Source organism: Rahnella sp. Larv3_ips (assembly GCF_003697865.1).
GTDB lineage: Bacteria > Pseudomonadota > Gammaproteobacteria > Enterobacterales > Enterobacteriaceae > Rahnella > Rahnella rivi.
In genome coordinates this window covers 560387-574641 of sequence record NZ_MJIB01000021.1, presented here as the reverse complement: position 1 = coordinate 574641, position 14255 = coordinate 560387, and the positions used below count along the sequence as shown (strand labels likewise).

The window sequence follows — 14255 nt, the reverse complement described above, 5'->3', positions numbered from 1 at the left end:
TTCAGGGGTGTTACCTGCCTGTTCAGACCGGTGGCAGATCAAACAGCAGAATTTCACTGTCTTCATCGGCATGAACGGACAGCGCCGTTTCATCCCAGATCGCCAGCGCATCGCTTGGCCCGGCTTTCTGACCGTTGATGGAGACGGTGCCTTTCACCACCTGGATCCACACACGACGTTCTGCCTGAATCTGATAGACAGACTGTTCGTCTTTTTTCAGTGCCCAGCGGGACAATTCCATGTCCTGGAAGACTTTCAGTGAACCATCACGTGCATCCGGAGAAAGCACCAGCTGGCGGCCTTGTGGCGCGTCGAACATACGTTGTTCATAACGCGGTTCCAGACCTTTTTTATCCGGAATGATCCAGATCTGATACAGATGCAATTTGCGGTCTTTGTTGCCGTTGTACTCAGAGTGCGTCACGCCGGTACCGGCACTCATGATCTGGAATTCACCCGCCTGAATCTGCTCTTTGTTGCCCATGCTGTCCTGATGTTCCACGGTGCCTTCGAGCACGTAAGTCAGGATTTCCATGTCTTTATGCGGATGTTTGCCAAACCCTTGCCCTTCGTCGATAAAGTCTTCATTGATGACCCGCAGTGCGGAGAATCCCATGAAGTTTGCATCGTAATAATCGGCGAAAGAGAAAGTGTGCCAGCTTTCCAGCCAGCCGTGACTTGCGTGCCCGCGTTCTTGTGCTTTGCGTAAGTAGATCATGTTCAACTCTCCTCAATGTTTTCTCTAGTCTAGTCAACGGCTGAGAATAAGAAAGCGTAAAAACTTCACCCCTCTGTTCAAAAAATATGAACAAACGCAGATGACTAAATTCAAAGGAATTGCAGGAGATAAAGGCGGGTTTTGGGAGAGAGAGGGAAAAAGATTTTATCTAAAGAGTGTGAGTGGCAGGCAAGCGAATCCCGGCGAGTTTACCTGATTCATTGATCCGGGTGAGCGAACGCGGCCATCGCCTCTGCCGCTCAAAACAGGGCAAAAAAAAAGCCAGCACCCGGCTGGCTAAATAATACTGGAAGCAATGTGAGCAATGTCGTGCATTCATGGGGACCCGTTTGACCTTGGTGTGAGGCCATCCCCGGAACGCATGGCAATAATAATCATTATCATTCGCACTTGTAAAGCATTTTTTTTCACCACATGACACATTGACACTTTTATTATTCCTGATAAATCTAGAGGATATTCAAACAGTAACCACACTAAAAGGAGTGTCGCTATGAGCGAAATCGTTATACGCCATGCTGAATCAACGGACGCGCAAGCGCTTGGGCAACTTTACGCGCAGGTGCCGGTGTACAGCGACACTCTGCAACTTCCTTATCCACCCGCCGCCCTCTGGGAAGGCCGCCTGGCGAATTCTTCTCCTCACCGTTTCGCGCTGGTGGCCTGCATTGACGGCAAACTGGTCGGGAATCTGACGCTGATCGTAGAAGAGCCCTGGCGACGCCGCCACGTCGCCACGTTCGGCATTGGTGTGGATGTCAGTTTTCAGGGAAGAGGAGTGGGCAGCAAACTGCTCGCGGCCGCTCTTGAGCTGTGTGATAAGTGGCTGCAGGTGAAACGCGTGGAACTGACGGTCTATGCTGACAATGACGCCGCCATCGCCTTGTACAAAAAGTTTGGTTTCATGCTCGAAGGCCGCAGCCCTTGCTATGCGATGCGTGACGGTGAGCTGGTGGATACGCTGCACATGGGCCGCCTGCACGGCGTGTAATGTGTTGAAAAAGTGTCAGAGGTCGGCGCGGGTGTTCTGCGGTGAAGGACGTAACAACAGCCGCAGCACCAGCGCCATCGCCACCAGAACCAGCAGCGCTGAGCCAGGATAAATCGCCCCGATCCCCGCCTGCGCCATCAGTATTCCCGCCAGGGGGCCGGTGACACCCAGTGATAAATCCAGAAATGCCGAATAGGTTGCCAGCGCGCTGCCCTGATTTTCCTGCGGCAATTTTTTAACCGCCACCACACCCAGCGCCGGAAAGACCAGCGAGAAACCCGCGCCGGTAAGAAATGCGCCGCCCATCGCTACCCCTGCCGTTGGGGCGAAAAATACCAAAATCAGCCCGATGATTTCTACGGCGAAACACACCAGTGAAACACGCAGGCCGCCAAAACGGTTGATGCAGTTGGGGAAAAGCAGCCGCATTCCCACGAACGCCGCGCTGAAAAACGTCAAAGAGAATGCCGCGCCAGACCAGCCTTTGGCATCGTAAAACAGCGTAATGAACGTTGCGATCACGCCAAAGCCGGTGGACGCCAGCCCGAGCGCCAGCCCGTACGGCAACACTTTGCCAAGCACCTGCCTGAACGGAAGTTGTGTCGCGGCTTTCCCCGCCACCGGCGCTTTACGCCACGCCGCCAGCAACGCCGTGAGCGCCACCAGAATAATGCAGCCGGAAAGCAGGGTCAGGCCGCCAAGGCTGAAAATCCACACGCCGAGCGGCGCGCCAATCGCCATAGCGCCATACGTCACCACCCCGCTCCACGAAATGACTTTGCCGATATGCAGCGAACCCACCACGCCAATGCCCCACAGCGTCGAACCGGTGCCCGCGAAACTTTGCCCGGCACCAAGCAATAAACGTCCGATGCACAGCAGCGCCAGACTGGCCGCCGGTGAGGCATCCAGCCACAGCGCCAGCAGGTAAAACACCCCGCTCAGCAGGCAGCCGGTCAGGCCGATCATCACCACTTTTTTGGGTCCGACTTTATCGGCATAACGCCCGGCATGCGGGCGGCTGAGCAGCGTCGCAAAATATTGCAGGCTGATCACCAGGCCCGCCCAAAACGCGCTGTAACCGAGATGCTCATGTACATACCCTGGCAGGATCGCCAGCGGCAGACCGATGGTCAGATAATTAGCGAAGTTGAACACCAGAATCGAAAGAATGCGCAGCGTGGTCTTTGAAGCAGCAGCCGGAGATAGATCGGGCGAAGCGGGAGCGGGCATGGAAATCAGCGTCTCACGAAAGATGGGTTGGGCATTTTAGTCGCCATGCAGGAGTGTTGACTCTATGGGTATTTGGCTGTTTTCGCAACAAATTGAACCGGTGTTTTATTCAGCCTTCCTCTTACTGCCATCAAAACGTCACATCGCTGTCATGTGCGCTGATTATGGTCGGGAGACTTCAACCGGAGGACATCCTATGTTCAGCATGGATACCCTGTTTCAGGATCTCGACCCGCAGCACAAAACCCCTTCCTGGCAACGCCGTCTGTTAAAAACCCTTTTCCGCGAAAAAGAATTCCACCGTTTTGCCGACAAGTATCAGCACCTGAAAGGGATTGATATGGCCGAGCAGGTGCTTGAGCATTTCAATATTCGCTGTGAACTGACAGAGCGTGACCGGGAGCAGATCCCGAGTTACGGGCCGGTGGTGGTGGTGGCGAATCATCCGATTGGCACGCTCGACGGCCTCGCGCTGTTGCACGCAGTGGCGTCGGTGCGCCCGGATGTCAAAGTGGTGGCAAATCAGCTGTTATCGCTGGTGTCTTCGCTCGGCAGCCTGATGATCCCGGTGGACAATATGGGCAACCGTACACGCCGCAATCAGGTCACACAAATGCAGGAGCATTTGCAAAATCAGGGCGTGCTGATTGTCTTCCCGGCAGGCGAAGTGTCGCGGATGAGCTCGAAAGGCGTGCGCGACGGCAAATGGCACACCGGATTTATCCGCCTCGCGGCCAAAGCCCGTGCGCCGGTGGTGCCGGTGCATATCAGCGGCAGCAACAGTGCGCTGTTTTATCTCACGTCGATGATTTACCGCCCGCTGAGTACCCTGCTGCTGGTGCATGAAATGTTTGGACAGCGCGGCAACAGCCTGACGCTAAAAATCGGCGCGCGCATTCCGTATGCCAGCTGGCACGACGGACAGATGCAGGCGGGGGATCTGGCGGCGCGTTTTCGTAAACATCTTTACCGCCTTGGTGCAGGCAAGCCGGGGCTGTTCCACACTGAAACGTCGATTGCCCGCGCCGAAGATCGGGCGGTGCTGAAACACGCGCTGGAAGCCAGCGAAGTGCTGGGCAAAACGCCGGACGGCAAGATGATTTATCTCTATCGCCGTCACGGAGAAGATACGGTGCCGATTTTGCGCGAACTGGGCCGGTTGCGCGAAATTGCCTTCCGCGCCGTCGGTGAAGGCAGTGGCCGCCGTCGGGATCTCGACGGTTACGATGACGACTATTATCACCTGGTGCTGTGGGATCCGCAGGCGCTGGAGATTGTCGGCGCGTACCGGTTTATCCCGACCGCCGATCTGGTCGCCAGCAAAGGATTGAACGGCATTTACAGCCAGAGTTTGTTTCAGTACGGCCACCAGATGGATCCGATTCTGGCGCAGGGTATCGAACTCGGACGCAGCTTTATTCAGCCTGCGTACTGGGGAAAGCGCGGGCTGGACTATCTGTGGCTGGGCATCGGCGCGTATCTGGCGAAATATCCGCAAACGCGTTATCTGTTTGGCCCGGTGTCGATTTCCGGCGGCATGCCGCTGCCCGCCCGCGATTTGCTGGTGGCATTTTATCGACTGTATTTCGCCCCGACGCTGCCACTGGCGACCTCACTGCGCCCTTATCCGACGTCGTTGCCTGACGTGTTAGCGCAGTTTTGCGGCGATGATTATCAGGAAGATTTGCAGCGCCTTAAACGTCTGCTGGCCAATCTCGGATGCAGCATTCCGGCGCTGTATAAGCAGTATTCCGAACTTTGCGAAAGCGGCGGCGTGCAGTTTATCGATTTCGGCAGCGACCCGGAATTCAACAACTGCATCGACGGATTGGTGCTGGTGGATCTCAGCCAGCTGAAACCGGCCAAATTTGAGCGCTATATCGCGGTGCATCAGGAAAGTGCCTCCCTGGCTTAATGTGCCAGAGAGGTTGTGACAGGTAAGCGGCCTCCCCGGCGAAGGGGAGTGCTGACCGGCGGTCAGTGCGGGTTGTTCACGTTCACCACCGACACCGTGTAAATCACCACTGATTTTGGCTTGCCGTCCTCACTGTTTTTCCCGACAGGGGCAGGCGGGATAACAATCGTCACTTTTCCGCCTTTGCGGACAAGTTTCACGGCATCACGCAGAACAGGCGGCATGTCGGCCACGCGGAAAATCTGGTTCGCATTGTCGATTTGCGGGCCATCCACCATAGTGCCATCGAGTAATTCCCCTTTGTAGGCCACCTCCACCTGATTGGTGTCTTTGATTACCGCACCTTCACCTTTATTTTCAACCAGATAGTAAAGGCCTTTCGCGGTTTTTTTCACACCCGGACGTTTGGCAAACTCTTCAATAAAGGCTTTCTCTGCGCCCTGCTCTTTCGCTGTCGCCGCCTGCGTCAGGATCTTCACCTGCTCATCAAACGCCGTCAGCGTGGCCTGCACATCCTGCGGACTCATCTTTTCGCGCTGGTCAAAGGTATCGGTGATCCCGGCCAGAAGAATGTCTTTGTCCAGCGTAATGTGCAGCGCCTTTTGCTCGACAATCTGCGCTTCAATGTATTTAGCCATGGCAACGCCGCTGGCATAGGCACGCTTTTGCTCTTCGCTGTTCAGGCTGAAAGCGACTTTCTCAGGCTCCGGCGCAGCTTCAGCAGCCGGTTCTTTTACCGACTCAGGCTCGGGTTCCGCCGTCGCGTGAGTGAGGGGCAGCGTGGTCACGGCATCGGCCGGGGCAGCAGGTTGTGCGTCTGGCGTAGCGGGCGGCGTCACTTCCGGCGTGGCTTGTGGCGGCGTTTCCGCCGTGACCGCCGTCGTCTCCGGGGTTTGAGGCGTCGTCAGAGGTGCAGCGGGTGCGGCTGGCGCAATCGTGGCGGCGTTATTTTCCGAACCGGCAACCTGTGCAGCGGCCGGTTCATTGGCAAAAACCTTAAAGGTATAACAAAACATCATCATGAGGCTTAGGAGATAAGCGCTCTTCTTCGCAGGAATAAAAGACATGGGATTACCTTCGCAATAAAATTACTTTGTTGAATCTTATAAATCAGGGAAATAGCGTTCATCGCGATAAACCAGTGCACGTTAAAATAGAAAATGCAGCGAGTTTTCCTGCGGATAAAGTGAAGCCCACTTTGCAATGGTGACAAAAGATTCAAAACATGATGGCGCAATGATTTCATACACGAGTAAATAATGCGAATTTTTTTCACATTATTTACTTTACATGACCATGAATATATTAGGATTTTTCGCACTTAGTGAGGATATTTACTGACAGGTTTCCCGGTAGTCATCCGCCATTGCCATTTTTAATAACAAATCATGACCAATATAGTTACTCCAGTTAAAGGAATTCTGTAACACGACAACAGCATTCTGATGTTTTTTATCAAAACCGATATAACTGGAGTATCCGCCGATATATCCGACCTGGTATGTAATTATCTGGTTATCTTTATAATCAGTGACCCAGGCAATATTGGCGGCCTCAATTTCTCTTTCGAAATAGACTTTTTCTGTGACCTGAATAGCCGCGTTGAGATCGCCGGTGCGGGAATTCTCGATATGCGCACGAAGATATTTCAGCAGGTCATCGGCGTTGCTGTACAGATTGGCCGCCGCCACCATGTTGTTGGTGAAGTACCAGTCAGGCACCACTTTGCCGCGGCGAATAAACTTCGGCTGATCGCCCGCATGACCGATCGCGCGATAAGGGTAATCTTTCAGCGTCGGGCCGTGGAAGCTGGTATTGCTCATTTTCAGCGAGTTAAAGATAAAGTCATACGCCAGTTGCTGGATGTCTTCGCCGGTTTTGACTTTGAGAATGTAGCCAAGAAGCGCGTAACCCAGATTGGAATACTGAGGCTCCCGCTTTTGCGGCTTTTTGAACGAAGAGAGATCGTTCACTACCGCATCGCTGTCCAGTTCGTTATAAAAATTGTCGCCGGTATACAGATATTTCAGGAAGCTCTGCAACATGTCTTTGTTCATGTTTTGTCGCGGTAAACCGGAAGTATGTGTGGCCAGCTGCAACAAGGTGATGTTCCGGGCATCCGGGCTGAGCAGAATATTTTTCGGCAATAAGTCCGAGAGTTTATCGTCCCAGTTCAGCTGTCCTTTATCGACCAGCCCGGCCACCACTTCACCGGTCACGCCCTTACTCACTGAACCGAGCGCAAACAGCGTTTCCCCGTCAATTTTGTAGCCATTTACTGCGTTGGTATACCCATAGCCCCAGGTCCGGGCTTCGCCGTTGTTGCGGATAATCCCTATCGCCAGGCCGCTGGCTTTTTCCTTCTTCATATAGTGCTGAACAATACCGTCAACCAGCCCGTCGAGATTTTTCGTGCAGGCAAGTTGCTTCACCGCCTGCGGGCTTTCTTTCACCTGCATCTCGGATAAGGTTCCACACGCGGTCAGAAGCAAAGGAAGCATGATGCTCAGGCCAGAAAATCGTCCCGTTATTCTTTTCATTGCATTGATTTATAAAGGGAAGTTGAACGGCGACGACAGTGAATACACATCAGATGACCTTGTGACAGAAAAAGAGGCTCGCCGGATGGCGCGCTGCAGGCCGCAGACTGTGTCATTTCCCCGCGCTTTTCAATGAGAAATTGACGCGATCCTGATGTTCTTTTGCACAAACCCGCCGGGCGTCGGGGGAATCATTCAACATCGTCTGAGAGAGCATGAAAAATCTCTTTACGTGCATAAAAAATCATTTTAAACACCAACGCGAAACGTTGACTTAACGTAAATAATTGAATTAGATCGGTTTAATTAACGTTGGCGCAACCTTTGCCGATAACCCTGATTCACGTCATGCCACTTTCACGAAGGCCGGACTTTTAAAATCAGGGGAAAATATGAACATCACACAGCGTCTTTTACTGACGTTCTCACTGCTATCTGCCGCCCTCATCGCTCTGGGGGTCGCCGCCATTATGTTGATTTCGGGTTTCCAGGACCGGTTTGAATACGTTCAGGTCAATGCGATCCCTTCCATCAAAGATCTCAATAAACTCATCGACCAGAGCAACAGGCTTTCCCTCACGCTCTATAAACACCAGAGCCAGACCGATAACAGCAAAATGCCTGAGGTAGAAACCCTCATTCAGCAACGGATTGCCGGGCTGAAAACGCTGACGGAATATTATCTGCAACACGATATCTCCAGCGCTGAAGATGAAAGGCTGACCCACGTCGCTTTCGACAATATTCGTAAAGTGGAGGAAAAACTCCCGGCGTTTCTGGCCTCATCACGCGCGCATCAGGATGACGTCAGTCTGGCGCTGATTGAGGGTGACGGCGGCATCGGCATGGCTATCCGTCAGCTCATCTCCGATTACCAGAAACAGCTTACCGTTAACATCGACATCGGTGAGGGGCTGCGCGCCACTAACCGCAGCATTTTCAACGCCACACTGTGGGGAATGGGCAGCGGCGTGACGCTCACCATCCTGCTGCTGGGTTTCTTTGCGCTGGTCACCATCCGCCGCGTACGGAAAAGCCTGCTGGCCATCGGGGATATCATGACCATCGCCAGCGAACGGCTGGATTTGACGGTGAGCGCCGATGCCAGCCGTCATGACGAAGTGGGCAACATGGCCCGCGCCTTCAACAGCCTGATGCAACGCGTCTCCGGTGCACTGTTGTCCGTGAGTGCGGCGTCACAGTCGGTCAGCAGCGCGTCGGCACAAATCGCGGCCGGTAACGAAGATCTCTCCTCGCGCACCGAGCAGCAGGCCGCCTCGCTGGAACAGACCGCCGCCAGCATGACCGAGCTCAGCGAGACGGTTCGCCAGACCGCCGACAACACGCGTCAGGCCAGCCAGCTGGCGGGCAACATGAATGCGCTGTCGGAGAAAAGTGCCTCCTCGCTGGAAACCATGCTGAGCACCATGGGCGATATCCGCAGCAGTTCCCGCAAAGTCACCGAGATCATCACGCTTATCGAGGGCATCGCCTTCCAGACCAATATTCTGGCGTTGAACGCCGCCGTGGAAGCGGCACGCGCCGGTGAGCACGGTAAAGGATTTGCTGTGGTGGCCGGTGAGGTCAGAAATCTGTCACAGCGTTCGACCACCGCCGCGCGTGAAATAAAAGAACTGATCGACCTGTCCTACAGCCTGATCGAAGCCGGTGCCCATCAGGCGGGCGATGTCGGCGAGAACATGAACTCGATGGGCAACGCCATCCGTCAGGTTACAGATCTGGTGAACGAGATTGCCGCTGCGGCTACCGAGCAGAGTCAGGGGATTTCTCAGGTGCATCAGGCCGTTAATCAGATGGATGATGTGACCCAGCAGAACGCCGCGCTGGTGGAAGAAGCCTCTTCAGCCTCACGCTCGTTGCAGGATCAGGCCGACGGCCTGGCGCGACTGGTGGGTGAATTCCGCCTGAGCGACGCCGCCGGTCAGCGCCAGTCCTTCGTAAAACCGGCGCAGACGCTGGCTGCACTGCCGCGCACCCAAAAACCGGGCACTCCGCCACACAATGAGGCCGACTGGCAACGTTTCTGATCAGGCTTTTACCGTCGTCTTATTACAGGGAGAACAGCATTATGGATAATCTTCAGGAGCAGGCAGACCATCTGGAAAAGCACAAGGCATTGGTGGAGAGCTTTGAACAGATGGCGGCGCTGGTGAATCAGCTTGCCACCGGGGAATACCGGTCGCTGGATCTGTACATCAATAACTGCCGCCATTTTCGCGATCGCAGCCTGGAAGTTCAGGCAGTGCTGGCAGATAAATGTTTTGAAACTTACCTGATGCGCCACGATATAACGCTGTATTACAGCATTCACAGCGTGAATATGGCCTTTGGCATGATGACCAATATGCTGGAAAACCTGAAAAGATTCTTGTCCTGAGAACGCGTTAAAGAGCGCCAGATACCTGACACGGAGCATGTGAAGGGTCACCCTGAAGATTCGCGAGTATTTTCAGGGTGTTTTTGTATTCATCGCCGTGATAACTGGCAGCCAGTCGCGGTATGGAATTGATGAGTTGGGTTAGCTGACGCGGCCAGCCACCAGATCCTGCGCACACGCCCACGCGGAACTCCACGCCCACTGAAAATTATAACCGCCCAGCCAGCCAGTCACGTCCACCACTTCACCGATAAAGTACAAACCCGGCACTTTCGCAGCGGCCATGGTTTTAGAAGACAACTCCCTGGTATCGACACCGCCGAGCGTCACTTCCGCCGTGCGGTAACCTTCGGTGCCGTTCGGCTGCACCTGCCAGTTTTGCAGTTGTTCAACCAGTTCCGCCTGCTGCGGCACGTTAAGCTGTTTGAGCGTCACGTCCGGCAACTGGCCGAGCGTTTGCAGACATTCCACCAGACGCTTCGGCAGTTGCATCGCCAGCGTATTTTTCAGGCTTTGATTGGGATGTTCCTGCCGCTGGTCATTGAGAAACGCCGCCAGATCGACGTCAGGCAGTAAGTTAACGCTCACAAACTCACCAGGCAACCAGTAGCTGGAAAGCTGTAAAACGGCCGGGCCGGACATGCCGCGATGGGTGAAGAGAATGCTTTCACGGAAAACCGTGCCGTCTTCAGCGGTCAGCACCGCAGGCACTGACACGCCCGAGAGGGTTTGCAGGTGATCCAGCAGCGGTTTGTGCAGGGTAAAGGGCACCAGACCGGCGCGGGTCGGCAATACTTTCAGCCCAAACTGCTCCGCCAGACGGTAACCGAACGGCGTCGCGCCCAGCCCCGGCATGGAAAGCCCCCCACTCGCAACCACAAGTGAGTGAGTGCTCACAGTTGAGCCGTTCACCTTGATGACAAAGCCATTTTCCGTTTTCTGTACGTCGGAAATCTCACTGCGCAACCGGACATCGACATTGCCCAGTTCGCATTCTTTATCCAGCAGCGCCACGATTTGCTGTGCGGAGTCATCGCAAAAAAGCTGACCGAGGGTTTTCTCGTGCCAGGCGATGTTGTAGCGGTTGACCATGTCGATAAAATCCCACTGGGTGTAACGCGCCAGGGCGGATTTGCAGAAATGCGGGTTTTCGGAAAGATAGGCGGCCGGTTCGGCATACAGATTAGTAAAATTGCAGCGTCCGCCCCCCGACATCAAAATTTTACGTCCGGTTTTCTTACCATTATCCAGCAGCAGAACCCGGCAGCCACCCTGTCCGGCCTGCGCTGCACAGAACATGCCTGCCGCACCCGCACCTATGACTACCACATCAACCTGTTCCACTTTTGGCCTCTCTTTCCGGAAAATTCAGCTACGTTTTAAATAGGATACGCCCTGCGCACAGGAGGATTTTGACCGCTGCGCGTCGCGGATTGTAAGGGACTGACGGGGTATAAACCAGTCACAGGGGCATTGCATGAGGCAAAGTAAGCAAATGTTTCAAACGGCAAAGACCCAACAACCTGCTGATTAATAAAAAGTTAATCTACATTGCAACATTTTTTGAACTGTTTTTAATCAAAAAAATGTCATATTTTCCTTTTATCGGCCCCCTGTTCTCGCAGATAATGCGCGGCGTTCATGACCACTAACTGGCGTAACAATTATGCTGCATCTATTTGCCGGGTTGGATATTCATACCGGTTCGTTATTGATTCTCGCGTTACTGTTTGTCCTGTTCTATGAAGCCATTAACGGTTTTCATGATACGGCCAATGCAGTAGCAACCGTCATCTATACCCGGGCAATGCGTTCGCAATTAGCGGTCGTGATGGCGGGTGTGTTTAACTTTCTTGGCGTCATACTCGGTGGTTTGAGTGTGGCTTATGCCATCGTCCATTTGCTTCCAACCGATCTTCTGCTCAACGTGGGTTCCACTCATGGCCTTGCCATGGTGTTCTCGATGTTACTGGCAGCGATCATCTGGAACCTCGGCACCTGGTATTTCGGCCTGCCGGCGTCCAGCTCCCATACGCTGATCGGCGCCATCATTGGTGTCGGGTTGACCAATGCATTAATGACTCACACGTCCGTGGTCGATGCATTAAACATCCCAAAAATGATCGGTATTTTTGCCTCTCTGATTATCTCGCCTCTGGTTGGGATGATTATGGCGGGGACCATGATTTTCCTGTTACGTCGCTACTGGAGCGGCAACAAGAAACATGCCCGTATCCACCTGACGCCTGCTGAACGTGAAAAGAAAGACGGCAAGAAAAAGCCGCCGTTCTGGACCCGTATTGGCCTGATCCTGTCGGCTATCGGCGTGAGCTTCTCTCACGGCGCTAACGACGGTCAGAAAGGTATCGGTCTTATCATGCTGGTTCTGATTGGTGTGGCTCCGGCAGGTTTTGTGCTGAACATGAGCGCCACCGGTTACGACATTACCCGTACCCGCGACGCCGTGACGCACCTCGGGCAGTATTATCAGCAGCACGTTGATGCGGTACCCCACGTGGTAGCACAAACGCCACTGGTGCCTGCGCCAGACGTGAATATCGCCCCGACCGATGCAGCAAAAGTGTTCCATTGCGACAGCAGCCATGCGCTTGATGCTATTGGCCGTGCGCAAACTCTGCTGACCAATCTTCCGTCCTACAGCGCATTGTCACCGGATGAACGCAGCCATATGCGTCGCCTGCTGATGTGCGTGTCTGATACGGCAGATAAAGTCGCTAAGCTGCCGGAAACGTCACCTGCGGATAAACGCTTCCTGGGTGAACTGAAAACCGACATTCTTCAAACCGTGGAATATGCTCCGATCTGGATCATCATCGCTGTGGCTCTGGCACTGGCGCTGGGCACCATGATTGGCTGGAAGCGCGTTGCGACCACCATTGGCGAGAAGATTGGTAAGAAAGGCATGACCTACGCACAGGGCCTGTCAGCACAGCTTACTGCGGCGGTGTCTATCGGTGTTGCCAGCTACACGGGTATGCCGGTTTCCACGACACACGTGTTGTCCTCTGCGGTGGCGGGCACCATGATTGTGGACGGTGGCGGTGTGCAGTCGAAGACCGTGAAAAACATCGCGATGGCCTGGATCTTAACCCTGCCCGTCTCGATTGTCCTTTCCGGCCTGTTGTACTGGATTGCGCTGAAGCTCATCTGATAAGCATCTGAATCTCGGTTCAGAATAGAAAAAGGCGACCTGTGTTGAGCAAGGTCGCCTTTTTTATTTCCTTTTTCACACATCCTCACAACGATTATTCAGATTTAATACCAGATGAGCATCGCCATCATACTGATGAGAATAAGCCCTACCAGCGCTGTCGTCAGAACAAACTGACCGCGCACCCGCTCACAACGGCGGATAAATTCAGGATCGTGATGTTCAACGTAGCGCTGAGCATAAATATAACGCACCAGCCTGATTTGCTTACTCGGTTGCCCGTGAGACGTAAAGAATCCACCGCCATCAACATATTGATACAGCAGGGGATCACATCCCCGAAGAACCACCAGCAATGCGCGCAAAGAAGAATAATAGCGCAGCATATTCACCACACACACAAAACATAAAGCCCAAAATAGCGCAACGGGACTGATCATGATTCCCCCTCAAGGCGAACTCACCCCGCGCATTGCGGCCATCAACTCTGCCGCACACCCGACGTTTCGCCCTGCCTTTCCGCGATTTCACACCCCCGGACACGAATATGTCCGCCCTCTTTCACATCACAGAAAATTGCCAAAACAGGAGAAGCCTGCATTATTCAGTGTAGGAAACGAATCTGGAAATAGGGAAGACGCCTAATATTATTTATATCTATCGATTGCCGGAACAGGAAATGGGATCTGTATGCTTGATTTGTTTAACCATTTTGGCGCTATACTAAAAGCATGACTTTCGCATGATGCAGATATTGCTGTTAACCGACTTATGGAAGGAGTTTTCTTATGGCTTACAAACACATACTCATTGCTGTAGACCTGTCGCCGGAGAGCAAGGTTTTAGTTGAGAAAGCCGTCTCCATGGCGCGCCCTTACAACGCTAAAGTGTCCCTGATCCACGTTGATGTGAACTATTCAGACCTGTACACCGGCCTTATCGATGTCAATCTGGGCGACATGCAGAAACGTATTTCCGAAGAAACTCACCACGCGCTGAATGAATTGTCGCAAAACGCAGGTTATCCGATTTCAGAAACCCTGAGTGGCAGCGGTGATTTAGCACAGGTTCTGGTTGATGCGATTAATAAATACGGCGTGGATTTGGTGCTGTGCGGCCATCACCAGGATTTCTGGAGCAAACTGATGTCCTCCGCCCGCCAGTTGATCAACACCGTACATATCGACATGCTGATCGTGCCGCTGCGCGATGAGGAAGAAGAAGCGTAAGACACACTGTCTCGCTGAAACGGCTATAAAAATGCCCG

General features: G+C 53.6%; 12 protein-coding genes. 6 read left to right on the top strand and 6 right to left on the bottom strand.

What is annotated here, in order from left to right; all coding sequences use genetic code 11:
• Positions 1 to 22: 22 nt before the first annotated feature.
• On the bottom strand, positions 23 to 718 hold the full coding sequence (locus ED901_RS22140) for a pirin family protein (protein WP_056775524.1): 696 nt from the start codon (positions 716 to 718) through the stop codon (positions 23 to 25).
• 514 nt (positions 719 to 1232) lie between these two features.
• Here ED901_RS22140 and ED901_RS22135 point away from each other — a divergent pair.
• Entirely contained in the window at positions 1233 to 1730 is a 498-nt protein-coding gene (locus tag ED901_RS22135) for a GNAT family N-acetyltransferase (RefSeq protein ID WP_122097264.1), read from the top strand.
• 15 nt (positions 1731 to 1745) lie between these two features.
• Here ED901_RS22135 and ED901_RS22130 read toward each other — a convergent pair whose 3' ends face one another.
• Positions 1746 to 2963: an MFS transporter gene (locus tag ED901_RS22130; protein ID WP_122097263.1), complete on the bottom strand. Its 1218-nt coding sequence runs from the start codon at positions 2961 to 2963 to the stop codon at positions 1746 to 1748.
• Between the two features lie 196 nt (positions 2964 to 3159).
• On the opposite strand from ED901_RS22130, the gene ED901_RS22125 reads away from it, so the two are divergent.
• Positions 3160 to 4878: a lysophospholipid acyltransferase family protein gene (locus tag ED901_RS22125; RefSeq protein ID WP_122097582.1), complete on the top strand. Its 1719-nt coding sequence runs from the start codon at positions 3160 to 3162 to the stop codon at positions 4876 to 4878.
• Between the two features lie 62 nt (positions 4879 to 4940).
• Here the strand turns inward: ED901_RS22125 and ED901_RS22120 are convergent, their stop codons facing one another.
• Positions 4941 to 5945 (bottom strand): FKBP-type peptidyl-prolyl cis-trans isomerase N-terminal domain-containing protein, encoded by a 1005-nt coding sequence (locus tag ED901_RS22120; protein ID WP_122097262.1) that lies wholly within the window; start codon positions 5943 to 5945, stop codon positions 4941 to 4943.
• Positions 5946 to 6212: 267 nt separating this feature from the next.
• Positions 6213 to 7418, bottom strand: a complete 1206-nt coding sequence (locus tag ED901_RS22115; RefSeq protein WP_122097261.1) for a serine hydrolase — start codon at positions 7416 to 7418, stop codon at positions 6213 to 6215.
• Positions 7419 to 7810: 392 nt separating this feature from the next.
• Here ED901_RS22115 and ED901_RS22105 point away from each other — a divergent pair, with 392 nt between their 5' ends.
• Both ED901_RS22105 and ED901_RS22100 read left to right on the top strand, forming a co-directional pair.
• On the top strand, positions 7811 to 9466 hold the full coding sequence (locus ED901_RS22105) for a methyl-accepting chemotaxis protein (protein WP_122097260.1): 1656 nt from the start codon (positions 7811 to 7813) through the stop codon (positions 9464 to 9466).
• A 41-nt stretch (positions 9467 to 9507) separates the two neighbouring features.
• The gene (locus ED901_RS22100) at positions 9508 to 9816 is read left to right on the top strand and encodes a hypothetical protein (RefSeq protein WP_122097259.1); all 309 of its coding nucleotides are present in this window, start codon (positions 9508 to 9510) and stop codon (positions 9814 to 9816) included.
• Between the two features lie 141 nt (positions 9817 to 9957).
• Here the strand turns inward: ED901_RS22100 and ED901_RS22095 are convergent, their stop codons facing one another.
• The gene (locus ED901_RS22095) at positions 9958 to 11160 is read right to left on the bottom strand and encodes an NAD(P)/FAD-dependent oxidoreductase (RefSeq protein ID WP_122097258.1); all 1203 of its coding nucleotides are present in this window, start codon (positions 11158 to 11160) and stop codon (positions 9958 to 9960) included.
• A 322-nt stretch (positions 11161 to 11482) separates the two neighbouring features.
• On the opposite strand from ED901_RS22095, the gene pitA reads away from it, so the two are divergent.
• The gene (pitA, locus tag ED901_RS22090; RefSeq protein ID WP_122097257.1) at positions 11483 to 12988 is read left to right on the top strand and encodes an inorganic phosphate transporter PitA; all 1506 of its coding nucleotides are present in this window, start codon (positions 11483 to 11485) and stop codon (positions 12986 to 12988) included.
• Positions 12989 to 13092: 104 nt separating this feature from the next.
• Here the strand turns inward: pitA and uspB are convergent, their stop codons facing one another.
• A complete protein-coding gene (uspB, locus tag ED901_RS22085; RefSeq protein WP_056775554.1) occupies positions 13093 to 13428 on the bottom strand; it encodes a universal stress protein UspB in 336 nt (111 codons plus the stop codon).
• A 348-nt stretch (positions 13429 to 13776) separates the two neighbouring features.
• Between uspB and uspA the strand changes: the two genes are divergently transcribed.
• On the top strand, positions 13777 to 14217 hold the full coding sequence (gene uspA / locus ED901_RS22080; protein WP_014333460.1) for a universal stress protein UspA: 441 nt from the start codon (positions 13777 to 13779) through the stop codon (positions 14215 to 14217).
• Positions 14218 to 14255 lie beyond the last annotated feature (38 nt).

Excerpts from the sequence above, each read along its gene's own strand:
- ED901_RS22140 (WP_056775524.1), bottom strand. The coding sequence starts at position 718 with ATGATCTACTTACGCAAAGCACAAGAACGCGGGCACGCAAGTCACGGC.
- ED901_RS22135 (WP_122097264.1), top strand. The coding sequence starts at position 1,233 with ATGAGCGAAATCGTTATACGCCATGCTGAATCAACGGACGCGCAAGCG.
- ED901_RS22130 (WP_122097263.1), bottom strand. The coding sequence starts at position 2,963 with ATGCCCGCTCCCGCTTCGCCCGATCTATCTCCGGCTGCTGCTTCAAAG.
- ED901_RS22125 (WP_122097582.1), top strand. The coding sequence starts at position 3,160 with ATGTTCAGCATGGATACCCTGTTTCAGGATCTCGACCCGCAGCACAAA.
- ED901_RS22120 (WP_122097262.1), bottom strand. The coding sequence starts at position 5,945 with ATGTCTTTTATTCCTGCGAAGAAGAGCGCTTATCTCCTAAGCCTCATG.
- ED901_RS22115 (WP_122097261.1), bottom strand. The coding sequence starts at position 7,418 with ATGAAAAGAATAACGGGACGATTTTCTGGCCTGAGCATCATGCTTCCT.
- ED901_RS22105 (WP_122097260.1), top strand. The coding sequence starts at position 7,811 with ATGAACATCACACAGCGTCTTTTACTGACGTTCTCACTGCTATCTGCC.
- ED901_RS22100 (WP_122097259.1), top strand. The coding sequence starts at position 9,508 with ATGGATAATCTTCAGGAGCAGGCAGACCATCTGGAAAAGCACAAGGCA.
- pitA (WP_122097257.1), top strand. The coding sequence starts at position 11,483 with ATGCTGCATCTATTTGCCGGGTTGGATATTCATACCGGTTCGTTATTG.
- uspB (WP_056775554.1), bottom strand. The coding sequence starts at position 13,428 with ATGATCAGTCCCGTTGCGCTATTTTGGGCTTTATGTTTTGTGTGTGTG.
- uspA (WP_014333460.1), top strand. The coding sequence starts at position 13,777 with ATGGCTTACAAACACATACTCATTGCTGTAGACCTGTCGCCGGAGAGC.